Genomic DNA, 17941 nt, shown 5'->3' with positions numbered 1-17941 from the left:
CGTTTAGTGGTCTTCCCGGGTAAACACGGCGATAATCTGTATGAACGGTACCGGCTCGATGGTGAGGGTGTCGTGCACCCAGGTTTCGTATTCGTTAAAAACCCTTTCGATTCGGCTCAGGCGCTCTTCTTTTTTGGCGGCCTTGAAATGCTCAGCCTGGCCGGAGCTATCGAGCTGAAGATTTAACTGCTGGACCTGCCGTCCTTTCAGGGCTTCCAATTCCTGGAGCTGCTGCGCCAGTTCAGACTGTTTCGCCGCCGTGTATTCCTGCTGGTGTTCCTGCATTTCAGCCTTCGCAGCCGCTATCACCGGGGTACGCAGAGCCTCCAGCTCTGATAGATCAATAGGCCGAGCGCGGTTGGGCAGCTTGGTGTTCAGCTGAAGTTGCTGCAGCCACTCCTCGCCCTTCTGCACCTCAACCACTGAACCGCTCCTGCAACGGATGGCGAACCATTGCCAGATAACCGGATGCGCCTTTCGGTTAGGAATAAGCCCGCTAACAAGAAAAACAGCCTCATCTGGTTGAAGGGTGCCATTTACCTGGGGTGAGTCTGGCAATGCCAGTACCGGCGCGCTGTGGCGAGCCACCTGTGCCAGCAATTTGTCTTCCAGCCATTGAATGGCCGGATGCTGGGGCCATAGATAATGCAGTTTGGGCCAGGCGTTCTCATCCTGCCGGCTACGGCGGATTTCCTCTTCAAATCGACTTTTATCTGCCGTTAGCACCAGGCTGCCGTTTTCCGGGCTGATTTCCGATGGCAGGTAGCGGAAGCGATAGTTCAGATCATCCGGCGGTGTCAGCGTTAGGGTTTGCTTCTCGTTATTGGCCGTGAAGTTCACCTGCTTCCGGTCGCGGTTGATTGCTTCCAACGCCTGGCGGGCAAATTCGTAATCACTAGGGAACAGGCTGTAGCGTTCCGCGGTGTGCTGCTCGGCCTCTTCTTCTGTCTTGGGTTGTGCCGCCTCAGGGTTGAGGAATAGGGCCAGAAGGTCATCGCCTTCGTTGCTGTCGTCCGGCTGATATTGTTCATCAAATGCTTCTGCTTCGGTACCGCTAGCCATGGCATCTGCCGTTAGACCTTCTTCAGCTTCCGGATCATGGACTTTCATGAATGTAGCGGGATCACCAATGTTCTTGTAGGCCTGTTCATCCTTCTCTTTCAGGATTTCCAGAATCCGTTGATCGCCCTTCACCGTGGGATTGTCGCTGCGGTTGATCAGGTAGGTGATGATGGGCGTCTCTGTCTGGCCGTAACGATCAACCCGTCCGTTGCGCTGCTGGAACACCATAAGCGACCAAGGTAAATCAAAGTGCACCAGTCGGTGCGACAGGTAATGCAGGTTGATACCTTCGCTTGCGACATCAGAGCAAAGCAGTACCCGCAGTTTGCTTTCCTGTTTACCGAAGGCTTCGACGATTTCCTGCTGCTCGATATCGCTCATGCCGCCGTGCAGGATCTGCAGGGCGTCGTCTTTCAGCTTCAGATCGCCCATCATCTGGCTCTGCAGCCAGTTCAGGGTTTCAATGCGCTCGCTGAAGATGACCAGGCGGTCGTCGGTATCGGCTTTCTTCCAGCCAAAGTCTTTGCTGTTCAGCAGCTTCAGCAATTCCTGGTATTTGTTGAAGTGAGCCGCATCAACATTGCGGAGAGCCAGACATAGGCTTTGCAGGGACTCGATTTCCTGTTGTTCGTCCTCGCTGGTTTCCTCTTTATTTTCCAGCTTTTTAATACGCTGCTCGACGGATACCTGGGCGGCTGCCGGCGAGCTGAAGATGGACTTCTGCAGACCTATGCGAACCAGTTGACCATTGCGCTCGGCGTTGTGTTCGCCCCGATAAGTAAAGGGGACATCCAGCAAAGCCTGGTAAGCGGCCTCCTCTTCCGGTGAGGCATCAAGGTAGATGTCGTTCACGACCCGCTCTTTGAATTCCTGCTGCACCTGATCACGGATGTCTTTCTTGAACCGGCGTATGACCAGGCCTTTGTCGCGGAAGTCTTCTTTGGCGTAGTCGTCCGGATCGGAAATGGCTGTGGGGTCGAGCATGTTCATCAAGCTGGCGAAGCTTCGTGCCTTGCCGTCGTGGGGCGTTGCGGAGAGCATGATCAAAGTATCCGAACGCCCCGCCAGCAGTTGTGCCAGTTTTGCACGCTGAGAACTGCTACCGCGTTCGGCCACGTTATGGGCTTCATCGATAACGATGATATCCCAGTAGGCCTGCTCCAGATGACGGCGGTATTCGTTGTCCTGCTTGAGCGTGTCGATGGAGATGATCGACTTGTCGTAGTAGTAAAACGGGTTGTGGTTGCCAGGGATGTTGTTGCGCACACGCTGGAGGCCGGCAGAGTCCAGCCGCGTGAGTGGGATGGTAAAGCGGTTCCACATCTCCTTCTGGAACTGGGTCATCATGCTTTTGAGGGTCAGCACAAGAATGCGCTTTCCCCTGCCCCGGCGCATAAGCTCGGTCATCAGGATGCCAGCTTCAAGGGTTTTACCGAGGCCCACCGCGTCCGCAATCAGGATTCGCTGACGATTCTGCTTGAGCGCCTGGAGAGCTGGATCTAACTGGTAAGGAACCGGATCCATGGCAGCCTTGTGGCCAAGGTGGATACGCTGGTCCGCAGGGGTAATCTGGCGTAACTGGGTTTCGATAAACAGACGGCTTTTTTCAAAACCTGGGGTCAGGTCTTGCTCAAAGCTGGTTTCTGCAGGGTTCAAAACACGGATCGCGTCTTCGGCTTCTTCGAGCCGGGTAAGGAAGCGAGCGCTTTTTCCATTCACCAGTTCCGAAAGGCCGTCTACGGTGAGTACATAACCGCCATCGTCGCTCGGGTCTGCCCGGCGGACGATCCATTCGCAATCCCGGATAACTACGCGCGCCCCTGGAGCGTATAGTGCTTGCATGCCGAATCCCTGAACCTGAAGCGACGTTTAATCGGAAAAGGGATGCTAACCAAATGGGCCGACATCCAATGTCGCTTATGAAAAATAATGGTCTAGTAGTGCGTAGGATGATGCGTCAGATTGGTGCGAAGGGAAAGGGTTAGTTTGTAACTTTTGGCAGCTTAGTTTCTGATTTTTTTATGTATTTGAGGAAGTGAACTAATTCAGATATTCAGGCTCAAATCTAAACATTTTCGAGCTTAATACCAAGAGACACGGCGTCCAACTGTGACTCTGACCATATCTCCGCATAATCCTCACCAAATGCAACAATGACTCCGACACTATTGTTCAAGTCGGCGTAAACTGAGTTGGTTTGAGGAAGATGAAAATCTTGGTCAGCATCAATAAGGTAAGCGTAACCTAGGAATAGGCTCATAAAGCGCCGAGCTTGCAGGTTTTCCTTCGGTAAACGCCAAATTTTTGGAAGCAGTTGATCCCACCAGCGTACTGAATAAAGTGAGAGAGCACGCCAGTCCGCTGATGCGGTAATCATTATCGGGCCAGAGAACAACGTCGCCAGCGAAGGCGAACAGGACATTATTTCTTGACGCGCTATTCGGAATCCCTGCCCGCTTCCTACTTTATCTAATTCGATGCGGAAGGCGCTGCCGACTGTGGCCCGGACCGCTGACTCTTGCGAATTTCTCAAATGCTGCTCCCTCAAATTGTTTTTTTTGTCAGGCTGACACGTTATGGAGGGGCGTGGTAGGCGCCCCATCAAGCGTTCTAGAAATTGAATAACTACCAAAATCTTCTGGCAAACGGGGCGTCGGGTTAGAATCTGAACTCCGGCCCAACAGAGAACACATTAATATCAGTCTCGCCCAGTTCGTCTTCGTCACCAACGTTCAACAACAGGTCCCAGTCGGCCCGCAGGCGGATTCCCTCGGCAACTTCATAGCTCATGCCAAGACCGGTCCTGAATGCCACGCCGGTATCATCGTCGCTTACGGAAATAGTCTGAAATCCGTTGCTCGCTGCAGCCTCGTAATTCAAGTGCCACAGCATAAGGCCTGCTTTGGTGAATACCTTGAATGGACCTGTTTCAGGCATGCCCAGTTGAAGCGTTGTATCAACGAAATGCCCATTTACCGCAGCTGCCACTCCAACACCGTTGATAACACCGGAGGCTTCAACATCGTCGATGTAGCGATAGCCGAACTCGAGGTTCGCAAAGCCATTCAGTTCAGTACCACCGTAAAACCGAACGGCCAGCGCGCTGTCGTCACACGATGATGATCCTTCACAGAAGTCATCTACAGTGGCCTGGCCTGCGGAAATACCATAATAACCGGGCCGTGCCTCGGCAGCATAAACTGGTGTATTAGCCATTACGGCAAAGGAGACCATTAGGGCAATTCTAGTCAATTTCATTTCGACATCCTTTTTTTATAGAACAATGCAAGGCGAGCGAACAACCCGCCCATTTTCCCTTACTAATACTGAACAAAGAGAGCGACAGCTAAGGTCGCAGACTCAAAAAAGATTCCAAGTTAAGAGCAAACTCATCCTATTCTGTGTGTGCGAGATAATCCCGTCTCCAGGGTGCAGGAGATTTCTTCTCGCAACGGAAGTGCAGACATATCGGGGCTCGAGAGTGAAGAATGCCCATGGCGCCGGAGGAAATGTAAAGATCGAGGTGGAAGTCATCTGGTCATTCAAGGGGCTTCTCCACCAGCTTGCCGTCGGAAGCCCGGTGCAGAACCAATTGTCGAACACCCTCCCCATCCTGAGCTTTTCCGATCAGGTAGACATTCGGTTCGCGGGATATAAGGCCCAAAGGGTGCACAACAATATTGTGCCGGTTCGGGCCAGTGACACTACCTTACTCAAAACGAAGCGCGAGTTGATATCTTCGATTACATTGAGCGGTACCATAATTCCAGAATGCGACGCAGAGTTGCCGCTCAAGATCAGAAGCTGTCCACTGTTTTAAAACCGTCCGTGGAAAAGGGCTAGAACCCATCGGTGCTCCCTGCCACCAGGGAAGCTTCCAGCTCTTCGATTAGTTGAAGATCAGGCTTTCCGCCGTATGATATAGGCCCTAAACTCAGTGGCGATCGCAAAAAAGAGGGTTTATGAGCGCAAATCCACCATCAAATTCAGACATAGAAACTGACGTTCTCCTGTACTTCAGGCGGAACGGGTCAAAATCCAAGATCACCCTGGATCTCGTTGATCAGTTTTTCCAAGGAATCAGCGCTGAACTCCACTCTCCAAGCACACAGGCGTTTATTAATTTAGCCCGGATTCCCAATGAACGGGAAATCTATGGGCTCCTGGTCAAAGCTCTCACTCGATTGGGCGGAGATGACGATATCGGTCATATTGCCACTGAAATCCAAGTGAACCGAATAATGGGCAAGTCAGAATCTGATCGTTCTACTGGGCGCGTCGACCTACTAGTGACGTTCCGAAAAACGATGTTCCTGATGGAAGTTAAGGTCGTCCGAGCATCGATCCATTCAAAAGAAACAGAAAGCGGATCTCGTTCAAAAGTAGAAAAGGCGTGGCAGGAGGCCGTAGAACAGCTTCGTTCGATAGCCGGCGACGAAATTGCCCAGTATCATCAGCGGCCGGTTGTTAAACTCCCATTATTGGTTTGTATCTACTACGATGGCAAACGCGTACAGAACACAGTTAAACCATTGTGCAAGACCGCGAAGGGCATTGTTCAAACCTTGGAATGCAATCAGCCCGTGCCCGCCTGCTTCGAGTGGAACTCTAAATTTCAGGCTCCCGTTGAAACATATCGGCGACACAGCGACTCAATGAATAAGAAAAATACCGTCTTCCTCCATGGCTTCTCGTTGTTTGCCGCTGTCGTAGACTGAAGCCGTGCCGAGCAAAAGTTTCCTCTGGCTTTCTAAACTTGGTTCATCTTCTTGCACTGCGCCAGAACTCCATACTCTTATCACTGACCTTGCCCACGCTTTTGCCCAACTCTATAACGGCCGACTGAAGTCCCAGTGCTAACGAAGGCTGGGAGCAGTGCTGCAGGCTGCGAATAATTCTGGTGATTCGTAAATGGTTATGTCCCGCGGGTTTCAGCCAGATGTGAGTTTTCATGTTCAAATCTGGCAAGGGCAGAATTTCGTCCCCTCTTCGGTGAAGTCCATAGAATGTCAACATTCGATCCAGTGCTCTTATCTGTTGATTTCGCAAATGCTTGTCGGTTCGAAAGCACGCTTTATCTTCTCCGGTAAGCACAGGTACCTGTGCGTTGTACCGGCTGGGCTCGGGGATTGGGAAAAGCCACTGCAGGTAATCATGCGTGTGCTCCAACCAAAAATCATCGAGCGAAAGAATGTCTTCGATTGTTCTGCCCGCATGGTCCGTTCCATCTCCGCGGAAGAACTTGATAAGAGCACTCTCCTCCGGCTCAGGCTTGCCAATAATTCCGACAATCTGGTCATACGACCATATCTCTGCGCTGGTAGAGTCGAACACGACCATACAGAGCTCAAGCCGATCTCCTTTTGGTAAGAGACGAGCCGTTACTGGCTGGGAAAGCTTTAATTCATCTGACTTCCCTAAAGGATGCAGATTGCCCAGCATTTTCCGCTGTATCCATCGGCCCTCAGGCTCCTTATTTGGCAGCGCTTCAAGCTGCTCTCGCACTCTTTCTCCACGATCATGCCCATAGATAGCAGCGGCCGGACACTCCGGCAACGCGGTTGCCATAATGTCGTCAGACATCATTGTCATGAGCTCCGGTGAAAGTTCACGGATCGACTGACGACTAAGGACAAGCTGCCCTTCTTCATCTAATTGAGCCTCCGGAATCGGATAAACACAGCCAATCTTCCAGGACATAATGCGCTTTGCCATAAAACTCTCTCGTCTCAATTACTGGATAAACCCCATGGATCGCCCCGCCCCACTTTCAGTTTGCTCTTCCTGCTCTTGTGCAAGCGTTAACAACAATTTCTCGGTTCGAGGTCTGAATCCTCTTAACTCCAAGCTCTCGACCGCAGCCCGAATAATGCCGGGTGTTAAATAGTCCAGGTGATCAAGTTGGCTTCTTTTGACTGTGCGAGCGAAGTCTTTGTCGACCACGCATTCCACCAAAATGTCCCTAACCTGTTCGACATTGAGATAGCCAAACTCCACTTTCATCTGAAGCCGACGTAGTATCGCTTTATCGAAGCTGTTGAATCGATTAGATGTCGCCAAAAAGACTCCGTCAAATCTCTCTAGGCGAACCATAAACTCATTAACGGCGCTGATCTCCCAGCTACGTTGAGCGGTATTTCGGCTATAGAGGAAAGTATCCGCTTCGTCCAGCAATAGAACTGCACCGGTGCGTTCCGCTTTATCGAAGATCTCAGCAATGTTCTTTTCTGTCTGTCCCACGTACATGCCCAGCAAATCACTGCCGGATTGCAGCATGAAGGGCTTCTCCAGGCGCTTAGCTAGTGTCTTCGCATAAGCGGTTTTACCGGCGCCGGGAGGGCCATAAAGGCAGATTCTTGCGCCCCCCTCCTCAAGGATGAAGCGTTCCAGATTCCAGAGTGTCGGTTTGGTGTTTATCCACTCAGTTCGGAACTCCGGGAAGCCTTTTCTTTTTGGTTTGGGCAGCACGCGACCCGGCTTTCTCTCTCCCATCACTTCCAGCCGCTGACTTACCATGGCCTCAAGTCTCTGTTGGTTGCGGACGATCTGGCATGTTGGCAAATACCGACCCACCTGGGCCAGATTGGTCGCCAGAGCTGGAGTCATCCACGGCTTACGTGCTGCCTCCAATACCCAGGCAGGAGTTACCGGTAGTTCGGAGAGTGTCTGCTTAAGCTTTTCAGCTTGACGATCACTGCCGGTGCCCTCGATCTCAACGATGAAGTCGAACCTCCTCAGAAAAGCCGGATCAACGGCGCTGATGTTGTTGCTGATCCAGATCACTGGGGCTTGATTCTCCTCCAACATCTGGTTAAACCAACCTTTGGCGAGCTGGTCCGATTTGCGGAAGGCATCTTCCATTTCATCGAACAATAGAACGGCACCGAGACGGTCTTCCAGGAACATCTGCGCCATTTTGGCGGCATCCAAACGAACACGGCCAGTCATGGCACCCGAGTGACTGTCTTTGGTGGGTACTTCGTATAACGGCGCTCCCAGTTTTGCCGCCATAGCCCTGGCCAATTGAGTTTTGCCGGTTCCGGGCTTTCCGTAGAGCAGAATGTTTTTGCCACGGGACTTCTTATTTAGAGCATCCTGGAGGTAATCCAGCATCAACTGAAGATCGGGAACACCCTGAAAGTCCGCAATGGAATGCAGCGCCTCAGGCCCCGGCGGGCAGATGTGTTTGAACAACCTCTGTTCGATGTCTTCTGTCGCGCCTGCCTCCAATTGCTCGGAGGTGGCTACTACAAGCTGACTCAGAAGCGGTCCGGCCTCTACCAGATCCCAGATGTCGCTGTTCTGGTTTGGCTCCTCCAGCAGGCGGATCTGGCATAACATGGCATCCTGATCCATTGCCGTCGCAATGGTTCTGGTAGACTCTCGCATCGCCCTGGCCAGGGCGCTCACGGAATTTCCGTATTCGTTGATCTCCAGTTCCCGCATCACGTCTTTGGCGTTGGGATGTTTGAGCAGAAGGATGGCAAAGATCAACAATTTGACCTCAACCATATTGGGTTTCAGCAACTTAATCAGGTTGGCCAGCAAGGGCTCAAAGGACAGTTCCGGCACCCCCTTCAGGCTTCGAGTAAGCTGTTTCTCACGCTTGCGGACAGCATCCAGAAACATCGAAGTATTTGCCTCGGTGTCATTGGAGGCCTTCAACTTCAAGCCCAGGAAGGTTTCCGGTTCCTCTTTTCGGAAGATCCAAGTTTCTTTCTTGTATCCTGTAATCAGAAATAGCCGGCAGAGGTAGATCTGCAGCAGCTTCAGGTCGTCTTTAGAAGGGGATGACAGATAATCGGGCTCGCGGGCTTCATTGATCAGTTCTTTCCATAACAGCATGATGGGCCTCCAAAAGATCTACGTCTATTCTGAAGGCCGAAGGCGACAAACTGTGTCGCCAATAATATCGGGTGCCCAACGCGCTTAGAATTCCACACTGGATTCAATGGGTTACGAAATCATGCGGGCAAGGCCACGTTTAAGCGTGGATGCTATCTCCCTCCTCAGCCATTCAGGCTCCAGAATATCGCAATGAATGGACTGTGCAGTCAGCCACCACCGCAAATCCTGGGTGTCGCCCACCGTGACGGCGATCTCGAACGTTGAGTCATCAATCTCGTTGGTGATCTGATCAAAACCCAGTGGCGATTCGATGAGATGATTCAAGGCAGGTTTATCACATCGCAACTTCAGGTACACCGGTTCATTGGACTTGAGAATGCCCATGGCGCCAGAACGGATGTACAAATCCAGATCGAAATCTTCTGGGCGGTCTGAAGCTACTTCCACGAGTTCACCCGTGGTCGCCCTGTGGAGAACCAATTGACGTGTGCCTTCCCTGCCCTCGATGGTGCCAATCAGATAGACGTTAGGTTCCCGGAAGATCAGTCCGAAGGGATGTACTACGATCTCCTCCGGCTCGGCCCATTTACGAGCCTGGTAGGTTAGCTTGCACTTATACTCGCGCAACAAGGCTTCAGTAACAGTTTCCAGAACATCCGCATCAATGGCCGGCCGCTCACCACCCAGTCCACGGCTTATGACACGCACCCGGTTTGGCCATTGGCCAAGAGGGTTCCTTTCCCGGAGCAAGGTGCGATGGGCTTCATCGAAATGGGGCTTCAGGTGAGACAGCGCCCGTGGCGGTAACATGGGAGAAAGGTAAGCCCTTGCTAGTTCAAAAGTTAACGCGGCGGGCAGGTCAAGCGCCGGGATGATGTCCATGGTGGCGTTTCGGTCAAAAGACCATCTGTAAGGGCGAGAATCCTCATCCACCATCAAAGGAAAGTCCGCGCTGAGCTTTTCCAGGTCCCGCTGTATTGAGCGCATCGTCACCTTAAATCCATGGTCCTCAAGACGCTCCGCCAGTTCGCTGGTGGTTATGACCTTAGGGAAACGAGGCACCATTCTGAGCATGGTGAGATAGCGAACAGCGGTGTTAGACATTGGCGGATCCTTGCCTGACTGTATGGGGCTCTCTGAGTTCTTATCACGCAGAACTTTACAGCACCTTAACCAAACGCTTCCAGTACCTGATTGATAGCAGTCCCTGCTATCTGCGCAAAACGACGGTATTTTCATGCGGTCGTTTTGCACTTGCTCCTCCCGAAAAAAACGTAAAGTGATCTCAATGTCTGATCAGAAGTGCTTCTGAAACAGCACGCTTTAAAGGATTAGATGCGTTCAAACCAGCAAGTTCGGGAGATTGCCATGCGTCCGGTATCGATTGAGGATTTTATTAAGGTCGTTTTTGAATACGACAGCACGCCACCTGCCCCATCAACGATTCGTCGGCTTTGTGCTGCGAAAGACGAGTTCGGACTGGCAGTTATCCCGGGTGCCTTTAAATTGGGGAAAGCCTGGAAAATCGACCTCGACGGGTATTTTCGGGAGATGGAGCGTCGGGTGTCCGGATCCGACGCTGCAGAAGACGCCTTTATCCATGAATTGGCAAATAAACTAGCTTCCTAAAATGGCACCAAGATACCGCTCTGAAAAACACTCATCGCTGCACAGGTACCCTGGCCTCTATCAGAGCGAGGACGGTGTCTACTTCGTTATCCATCCGATTACCAAAAAACGTGGCACCCTGGACACCAAGGACAGGAATCAAGCGATCCGACTGTGGTCAATGCTTAACCACAGATGGGAGGCCGAAGTCCAAGAACGGAAAACCAACGCCCTGGCTGAAAAGTTGGATAGCCTCTCGATACCAGCAAGCAAGGGGGATCACATCCTTCTCCAAGACTACCTCAAGAAATGGAGAACGGAGGTCCTCGGTCATCAAATAAAGGGCAAGAGCATAGTTTGGTCGGAGTGCCGAGTCCTATCCCTACGGGGACCAAATAAAGGCGCCCCTATCGCCAAACCAACCCGAGTTGATTACGCGAGTGATGCCCGGCAATTGGAGCAGAGCGACGACGCAAAATTCCCGCTTTCTGATCCGCAAATCCTTCGCAAGATTCGCAAACTGCTTTCCCCATGGCTACCGATGCCGACCCATTACAACGGCCTCAAGAACACATTGAACCGGGTGTTTCTCCACGCGGTTCAGGAAGGTCTCATTGACCGAAATCCGATGATTGATATCCGTAAAGCCGCCGAAGAAAAACGCCAAGTTCTCATCCCTGACGAGGCCTACCGGAAGATCACTGAACACCTGTGCGTCCATCGTCATAACAAGCGAGATATGGACGGCACGTGGCGTGCGAAGATCTGCGATCTCATCTACATGATGAGTCAGCAGCCAATTGACGTTTTCAATTTGAAGGAAAGCCAAGGTGAGCTCTATGACAAGCCAATCGATCGTGGGGACTATTTCGCCTACGGCGTGATCCGGTTTGCACGCCACAAAACCAAAATCGGCATCGAACTCGAGATGAACGAGGATCTCGCAGATCTGTGGAAGTGGTTTGTCGAGTTCAAGCGGAAGGAGGCAGTCATAAGCGAGTACCTCCTAGTCTATCCGCGCTACTTCGACAAACGCTCAAGAGCCCAACAAGTAAAACACAGAACGATGCAGGCCGCGTGGCGAGATGCCTGCAAGAAAGCGGGCTATGGCGGCATGTACCACCTCAGAGACCTCCGCAAGAAGGGACTAACCGAAGAATTCCTGAGCCAAGGAGAAAACGACAAAGGCGGGCATGAAACGCAAGCAATGCGGAATCATTACCGGTTGATAAAGCCACCGAAGCGAGCAAGGACGACTATTAGATTCGAGCGGGTGCAAAAGACCAAATAACCCCAGGCACACACCGGTCCCCATTAATGCCATTAAGAAAATAACGGAGGCTTATACAAGGGAATCAAACACGCATAGTGATAGGGAGCCTCTGAAATATCGGAAGCACGCCTACATAATTTTATTTTCCGGCTCTTCCGATCAACCAGAAGGCTCAAAAGCAATCAAATATTCGACCTAAGGACTAAAAATTTATGATTGTAAAACCTGGTTTAAAGACTTTTCTTGAGTACGAAACGCCATTCTACTTGGCCTCGAAGGGGTCAACTATCGCGGTATCTCTCCAATTGAATGGGGGTTATCCTGGAAAAATCTCGGAGCCATTTGCGATTAAAGACGACGATTCTTCCCCTCCCACCGGCTCTGATGATGACGGTGAGAAGATGATTTTGAATATCGGGCGTTATTTGCAGACCGTAGAATTGGAGGTTATCAAAAAGTAGACCCGAGACCTTCTCGGTGACACCAAACTTACAGGAACTGACCTGAGGGAAGTAATTCGCGATACAGTAAAGAGCGTGGAACTCGAATTCGATAATCCGAGCGAGCCAAGTCAAGTCATCCCGGACGAGCCTATCAATGGAGACCCTGAGTTTTTGATTTATGCAACGGATGATGATCTCGCAAAATTCGCATACTTGGTATCTGAGCGTTGCATCCCTTATATGCATTCCTGGGATGCATACGAATATCTTCTCCTGTTACGCAAAAAAGCGTTGAAGAAAGCTGGGGCAAGACTGTGACTGAGCTTAATTCATACTTTTGTGCGTATTCCAGACCAAGGTTGCCACTGATTCCAGACGAAGCCTGCCACCCATTCCACGCGAAAGCTGCCACTGATTCCACGGCAAAGCTGCCACCCTGGCAGGCTGCCTGATTTCCCCATCAAAACGTCCGGCGCGGGATAACTAACGGTACTCTGCTCCTTTTCATCCGGAGAGGGCCAGATGCCAGCGATGAGGTTATCCATGCGTAAAATCAAAGAAGTCCTTCGCCTCAAGTGGGAGCGAGGGCTGAGTAACCGGCAGGTTGCCGCAGCCTGCGGCATCAGTCGCCCCACTGTGAGCGAGTATCTGCGGCGTGCTGCTGAGGCGGAGCTTGGCTGGCCGCTGCCAGAGGATCTGAGTGAAGCCCAGCTGGAGCAACGGCTGTTCCCGCCACCACCGGATCTGCCGGCACAGGCCCGAGGCATTCCGGATTGGAAGCGAATCCACGATGAACTCCGGGGCAAGAACGTCACCCTGTTCCTGCTCTGGCAGGAGTACCGGGAAGCCAATCCGGATGGCTACCAGTACAGCTGGTTCTGCGAGCACTACCGGGCCTGGCAGGGCAAGCTGGATCTGGTGATGCGTCAGGACCACCGAGCCGGTGAAAAGCTGTTCGTGGACTATGCTGGGCACACGGTGCCCGTCATTGATCGCACCACCGGTGAGATCCATGAGGCGCAAGTCTTTGTGGCGGTGATGGGTGCGTCCAATTACACCTACGCCGAGGCCACCTGGAGCCAGACCCTGCCGGACTGGATCGGCTCTCACATCCGAGCCTTCGAGTTCCTGGGCGGCGTGCCGGAACTGGTGGTTCCGGATAACCTCCGTTCCGGCGTCAGCAAGGCCCATCGCTACGAGCCGGATCTCAATCCGACCTATCAGGATATGGCTAGCCATTATGGCGTGGCCGTTGTCCCCACACGGGTTCGCAAGCCCCGTGACAAGGCCAAGGTGGAAGGTGGCGTATTGATCGTTGAGCGCTGGATCCTGGCGGCCCTGCGCCATCGTCAGCACTTCTCCCTGGGGCAGCTCAACGCCACCATCCGTGAGCTGTTGGAGAAGCTCAATAGCCGCCCCTTCCGCAAGTTGCCCGGGTGCCGGCTTGATCACTTCAAACAGCTGGACCAGCCGGTTCTACAACCGCTACCCGCCGAGCCGTATGTCTACGCCGAGTGGAAAAAAGCCCGGGTACACATCGACTACCACGTGGCCATCGATGGGCACTACTACTCGGTGCCCTACACCCTGATCAAGAAAGAGGTGGAGGTCCGGATCACCCACAACACCATCGAATGCTTCCACCGGGGCAACCGGATCGCCAGCCACCGGCGTTCGGATCAGAAGGGTCGGCATAGCACCATCGCCGCTCACATGCCGGAGTCCCATCGCCAAGCCGGCGAGTGGACCCCAGAGCGACTGACCGCCTGGGCAGCCAAGACTGGACCGGCAACTGAAAAGCTTATCCGTACCGCGCTGGGGGCAAGAAAGCATCCGCAACAGGCCTATCGGTCCTGTCTGGGCATTCTCCGGCTGGGCCAGAGCTACGGCGAGGCACGATTAGAACGTGCCTGCCAACGCGCCCTGATGCTGGGCAGTTGCCGATACAAGAGCATCGAATCCATCCTCAAGCACCGCCTGGATGAGCAGCCCCTGGAAGAGCAACAAGAACTGGCCTTACCCGACACACACGACAACATCCGTGGCCCCGCCTACTACCACTGAAGGAACCTGACATGCTGAAACATCCCACGCTGGATAAGCTCCACGCCCTCAAACTGACCGGCATGGCCGCCGCCCTGGCGGATCAATCGGCCACCCCCGACATTACCGACCTGAGCTTCGAGGAGCGCCTTGGCCTGCTGGTCGACCGGGAAATGACGGAACGGGACAACCGACGCATGAGCAGCCGCCTGCGCCGGGCCAAGCTGCGACACGCCGCCATCCTCGAAGACATTGATTACCGGAACTCACGGGGCCTGGATAAAGGGCTTGTCCAGAGTCTGGCCAGCTGCCAGTGGGTGAAGGAACACCTGAACGTGCTCATCACCGGCCCGACTGGCGTCGGGAAAACCTGGTTGGCCTGTGCTCTGGCACACAAGGCCTGCCGGGAGGGTTACACCGCCCAGTACGTCCGCCTGACCCGGCTGCTACGAGAGCTGACCATCGCCAAGGGCGATGGCCAATACTCAAAGCTCCTGACCAGCCTGGCCAAGGTCGACGTGCTGATCCTGGATGACTGGGGGCTGATGAAGCTGAGCGCGGAGAACCGGCGGGACTTGCTGGAGGTGCTGGAAGACCGACATGGCCGGCGCTCCACCATCGCCACTAGCCAATTACCCATCGAGGAATGGCACGGCATCATCGGTGACGCCACTCTGGCAGATGCCATCCTGGACCGGCTCGTACACAACGCCTACAAGATCAATCTGCGGGGCGAATCCATGCGAAAACAGCAGGCAAAGTTGACGGGCACTGAGACTTCGGAGTAAGAAGAGAAACCCCGCGTCGCTACGCTCCGATGGGTGGCAGCCTTGCTCCGGTCCGGGTGGCAGGCTTCACGTGGAATGGGTGGCAACCTTCAGCGGTTTACGCACTTTTGAAGGCCATTAACCTACCCTGAAGCCTCGACCGACCACGGCGAGGCTTTTTATTACCAGCTGCTAATCACATTTTTTGAAACCCTAGTCTGGCAAAACCGGCCACATTATGGCGACATACGTCGGGCGTTCCGGCCGAGCGATCAGTTGGCTCATAGACGGGCAAACCATGGTGCAAACGGGGCCAAAGCATATGCTCAGTTAATCAATCACTGCCTAAAGGCAGCTCGCTAACGCGGATAATATTTTGGGTTTAATTTGGATATTTTTTGGGTGAGAAAATCAATTAAATTGGGGTGAGGTAATTTATTGATTTTAAAGGGTAAAATTGGAGGCGCGGGTCGGAATCGAACCGGCGTACACGGAGTTGCAGTCCGCTGCATAACCACTCTGCCACCGCGCCGGAAAAGATCGAAGGGATCGGATCTTTGTGCTCTCAGGTGGGCAATGAGAGACTTGAAATTGGAGCGGGAAACGAGATTCGAACTCGCGACCCCAACCTTGGCAAGGTTGTGCTCTACCAACTGAGCTATTCCCGCTCTTTGTTTCCGGGGCATTGCCTCGTCAACGGCTGCGTATTCTACGGATTACCGTTCGGGCGTCAATAGTTTTTTATCAAGTTTTTGTTTTACTGGAGATTGTGGGCAAAGTTTGGCCAATTGCGCGGCAGCATGAAAACATGCACCTTCGTCACTGGCAGAGATCCCCCGCACTCTTTAAGCTAGGGATTGGCAGGCAACATCACTCAGGGATTCGACAGAACGTGCCCAGTCCTGATTCATCCGAGCAGACCGATCCACAACAACCGACGTCCAACCCCGGATCCGTCAGCGTTGAAGCCGGCACTCTGAGTGTGAACGGCGACTGGCTGTTGAGCCATTACCGGTCTCTGGCGTCCCTGGCGTCATCCATGTCCCCCAGGGATATGAATAAACTGTCGATCGACCTCTCGGGGCTGACGCGAATTGATACCGCCGGAGCCTCACAACTGGCCACCCTGATCGGCCCGGAGCGTTTGCTCGAAGCCGCTACGGCCGATAGCGAATTGCCCCGGGAAACATCCGCCCTGATCGCTGCTGTTTGCGAGGCCATGAAAAATCAGCCCGAGGCGGATCGGCGGGCGCCCTCCCTCGTTTGGAGCTTTGTGACCGGAACCGGCCAGAAGGTGGAAAGCATCTTCCGGCTGCTGTGGATCCTTGTGGGCTTTATTGGCCAGACCCTCGGCACCCTGGCCTGGAACCTTCCCCGGCCCTGGCGCTGGCGGATGACGCCCTTTGTGGCTGCGGTTCATGACACCGGCCTGAATGCCCTGCCCATCGTGGCACTGCTGACGTTTCTGGTGGGCGCTGTGGTGGCTTTTCTGGGTGCAACCGTGCTGGACGATTTCGGCGCCACCATTTACACGGTAAACCTGGTGGCGTTTTCCTTCCTGCGGGAATTCGGGGTGCTGCTGGCCGCAATCCTTCTGGCCGGCCGAACCGCCAGCGCGTTTACCGCCCACATTGGCGCCATGAAGGTTAACGAGGAGCTGGATGCTATCCGCACCCTGGGCCTGAACCCCATTGAACTGCTTGTGCTGCCCCGGGTGATGGCCATGATGGTGAGCCTGCCCATTCTCACCTTTGTGGGCATGATCTCGGGTATGGTGGGCGGCGCCATGGTCTGCGCGCTGGTGCTGGATATAACGCCGACGCAGTTCATGGCCATCGTTGAGCGGGACATTGCCCTTCAGCATTTCGTTGTGGGCATTGTAAAGGCGCCTATCTTTGCCTTCCTGATTGCCGTAATTGGCTGTCTGGAAGGCTTCAAGGTGGCGGGCAGTGCCCAATCGGTAGGTGAGCACACCACCTCCAGCGTGGTTCAGTCGATCTTCATGGTGATTCTGCTGGATTCCATTGCTGCACTATTCTTTATGGAAATGGGCTGGTGATCATGGCAGATATGGCAGCGTCTCCAAATCCTCAAACAAGCAATGAGCCGGTCATTGAGGTGCGGGACCTGTGCAACCGCTTTGGCGATCACATTGTGCACGAGGACCTCGACCTGGATCTCCTGCGAGGTGAAATTTTGGGCGTGGTCGGAGGTTCCGGTACGGGCAAGACGGTACTTTTGCGCAGCATCGTTGGCCTGAATACGCCAGCTTCTGGCCATATCCGGGTGTTTGGCGAGGATCTTATCCAGCTTTCGGCACGGGCGCGTTCGCGCATAGAGCAACGCTTCGGGGTTCTGTTCCAGGGTGGCGCCCTGTTTACGTCCCTGAACCTGCAGGAGAATATCGCCGTTCCGCTGGTCGAACACGCGGGCCTGAAGCGGTCTGAGGCCGAACAGCTGGCCCGGATGAAGCTGGCGCTGACCGGTTTACCACCTGACGCAGCGGTTCGTTACCCGTCCGAACTCTCCGGCGGTATGGTGAAGCGGGCGAGCCTGGCCCGGGCCCTGGCACTCGATCCGGAGATCCTGTTTCTGGATGAGCCCACGGCGGGCCTGGACCCCATTGGGGCAGCGGCATTCGACCGGCTGATTGTGACGCTCCGGGATGCCCTGGGGCTGACTGTGTTTCTGGTCACCCATGATCTGGACACCCTCTACTCAACCTGCGACCGGGTTGCGGTACTGTCACAGCGCAAGGTGCTGGTAGCTGATACGCTGGAAGCCGTTGCCGCCACGGAAGATGAGTGGATTCAGGACTACTTTAACGGCCCCCGGGGCCGGGCAGCGAGCTACGCATTCAGGGACCATTCGAACAAACGGAATCAGGAGCAGTAACC

Annotated in this window: 15 protein-coding genes, 2 tRNA genes and 1 pseudogene; 10 read left to right on the top strand and 8 right to left on the bottom strand. The window is 53.8% G+C overall.

Annotated features, from left to right (window positions below; genetic code table 11):
- Window positions 1-3: 3 nt before the first annotated feature.
- The 3 genes from ACP86_RS19220 to ACP86_RS19210 form a co-directional block, all read right to left on the bottom strand.
- A complete protein-coding gene (locus ACP86_RS19220; protein ID WP_053115102.1) occupies window positions 4-2904 on the bottom strand; it encodes a DEAD/DEAH box helicase in 2901 nt (966 codons plus the stop codon).
- A 223-nt stretch (window positions 2905-3127) separates the two neighbouring features.
- The gene (locus ACP86_RS19215; RefSeq protein WP_141201831.1) at window positions 3128-3595 is read right to left on the bottom strand and encodes a hypothetical protein; all 468 of its coding nucleotides are present in this window, start codon (window positions 3593-3595) and stop codon (window positions 3128-3130) included.
- Between the two features lie 125 nt (window positions 3596-3720).
- On the bottom strand, window positions 3721-4320 hold the full coding sequence (locus ACP86_RS19210) for an outer membrane beta-barrel protein (RefSeq protein WP_082220587.1): 600 nt from the start codon (window positions 4318-4320) through the stop codon (window positions 3721-3723).
- Between the two features lie 447 nt (window positions 4321-4767).
- Here ACP86_RS19210 and ACP86_RS23320 point away from each other — a divergent pair.
- Window positions 4768-4905 (top strand): annotated as a pseudogene (locus tag ACP86_RS23320) (IS3 family transposase); the annotation flags it as partial.
- Between the two features lie 119 nt (window positions 4906-5024).
- Window positions 5025-5780 carry a PD-(D/E)XK nuclease domain-containing protein gene (locus tag ACP86_RS19200; RefSeq protein ID WP_053115098.1) on the top strand — a complete coding sequence of 252 codons (756 nt, stop codon included), beginning with the start codon at window positions 5025-5027 and terminating at the stop codon, window positions 5778-5780.
- Between the two features lie 43 nt (window positions 5781-5823).
- Here the strand turns inward: ACP86_RS19200 and ACP86_RS23025 are convergent, their stop codons facing one another.
- From ACP86_RS23025 to ACP86_RS19185, 3 genes are all read right to left on the bottom strand, one after another.
- Window positions 5824-6777: an opioid growth factor receptor-related protein gene (locus ACP86_RS23025; RefSeq protein WP_200905075.1), complete on the bottom strand. Its 954-nt coding sequence runs from the start codon at window positions 6775-6777 to the stop codon at window positions 5824-5826.
- Window positions 6778-6795: 18 nt separating this feature from the next.
- Window positions 6796-8907, bottom strand: coding sequence for an AAA family ATPase (locus tag ACP86_RS19190; protein WP_053115097.1), 2112 nt, complete (start codon window positions 8905-8907; stop codon window positions 6796-6798).
- Window positions 8908-9018: 111 nt separating this feature from the next.
- A complete protein-coding gene (locus ACP86_RS19185) occupies window positions 9019-10014 on the bottom strand; it encodes a helix-turn-helix transcriptional regulator (protein WP_053115096.1) in 996 nt (331 codons plus the stop codon).
- Window positions 10015-10278: 264 nt separating this feature from the next.
- Between ACP86_RS19185 and ACP86_RS19180 the strand changes: the two genes are divergently transcribed.
- The 6 genes from ACP86_RS19180 to istB all read left to right on the top strand — a co-directional run bounded on the left by ACP86_RS19180 (window position 10279) and on the right by istB (window position 15065).
- A complete protein-coding gene (locus tag ACP86_RS19180) occupies window positions 10279-10539 on the top strand; it encodes a hypothetical protein (RefSeq protein ID WP_141201830.1) in 261 nt (86 codons plus the stop codon).
- 1 nt (window position 10540) lies between these two features.
- Entirely contained in the window at window positions 10541-11809 is a 1269-nt protein-coding gene (locus ACP86_RS19175; RefSeq protein ID WP_227507758.1) for a hypothetical protein, read from the top strand.
- A 194-nt stretch (window positions 11810-12003) separates the two neighbouring features.
- Complete coding sequence (locus tag ACP86_RS22775) at window positions 12004-12252, top strand: hypothetical protein (RefSeq protein ID WP_141201829.1); 249 nt, start codon at window positions 12004-12006, stop codon at window positions 12250-12252.
- 75 nt (window positions 12253-12327) lie between these two features.
- Window positions 12328-12552: a hypothetical protein gene (locus tag ACP86_RS22770; RefSeq protein ID WP_141201828.1), complete on the top strand. Its 225-nt coding sequence runs from the start codon at window positions 12328-12330 to the stop codon at window positions 12550-12552.
- Between the two features lie 204 nt (window positions 12553-12756).
- Complete coding sequence (gene istA, locus ACP86_RS19165; protein ID WP_053114397.1) at window positions 12757-14298, top strand: IS21-like element ISSpu5 family transposase; 1542 nt, start codon at window positions 12757-12759, stop codon at window positions 14296-14298.
- Between the two features lie 11 nt (window positions 14299-14309).
- On the top strand, window positions 14310-15065 hold the full coding sequence (gene istB / locus ACP86_RS19160; protein WP_008170042.1) for an IS21-like element ISSpu5 family helper ATPase IstB: 756 nt from the start codon (window positions 14310-14312) through the stop codon (window positions 15063-15065).
- Between the two features lie 437 nt (window positions 15066-15502).
- Here the strand turns inward: istB and ACP86_RS19155 are convergent.
- Both ACP86_RS19155 and ACP86_RS19150 read right to left on the bottom strand, forming a co-directional pair.
- A tRNA-Cys gene (locus ACP86_RS19155) sits at window positions 15503-15576 on the bottom strand.
- Between the two features lie 60 nt (window positions 15577-15636).
- Window positions 15637-15712, bottom strand: a tRNA-Gly gene (locus tag ACP86_RS19150).
- Between the two features lie 224 nt (window positions 15713-15936).
- Here ACP86_RS19150 and ACP86_RS19145 point away from each other — a divergent pair.
- Both ACP86_RS19145 and ACP86_RS19140 read left to right on the top strand, forming a co-directional pair.
- Window positions 15937-17103 carry an MlaE family ABC transporter permease gene (locus tag ACP86_RS19145; protein ID WP_053115093.1) on the top strand — a complete coding sequence of 389 codons (1167 nt, stop codon included), beginning with the start codon at window positions 15937-15939 and terminating at the stop codon, window positions 17101-17103.
- A 2-nt stretch (window positions 17104-17105) separates the two neighbouring features.
- Complete coding sequence (locus ACP86_RS19140) at window positions 17106-17939, top strand: ABC transporter ATP-binding protein (RefSeq protein ID WP_227507910.1); 834 nt, start codon at window positions 17106-17108, stop codon at window positions 17937-17939.
- Window positions 17940-17941: the final 2 nt, after the last annotated feature.

Source organism: Marinobacter sp. CP1, from assembly GCF_001266795.1.
Classification (GTDB): domain Bacteria; phylum Pseudomonadota; class Gammaproteobacteria; order Pseudomonadales; family Oleiphilaceae; genus Marinobacter; species Marinobacter flavimaris.
The sequence above is the reverse complement of the archived record's forward strand: the minus strand, read 5'-3'. Positions and strand labels throughout refer to the sequence as shown.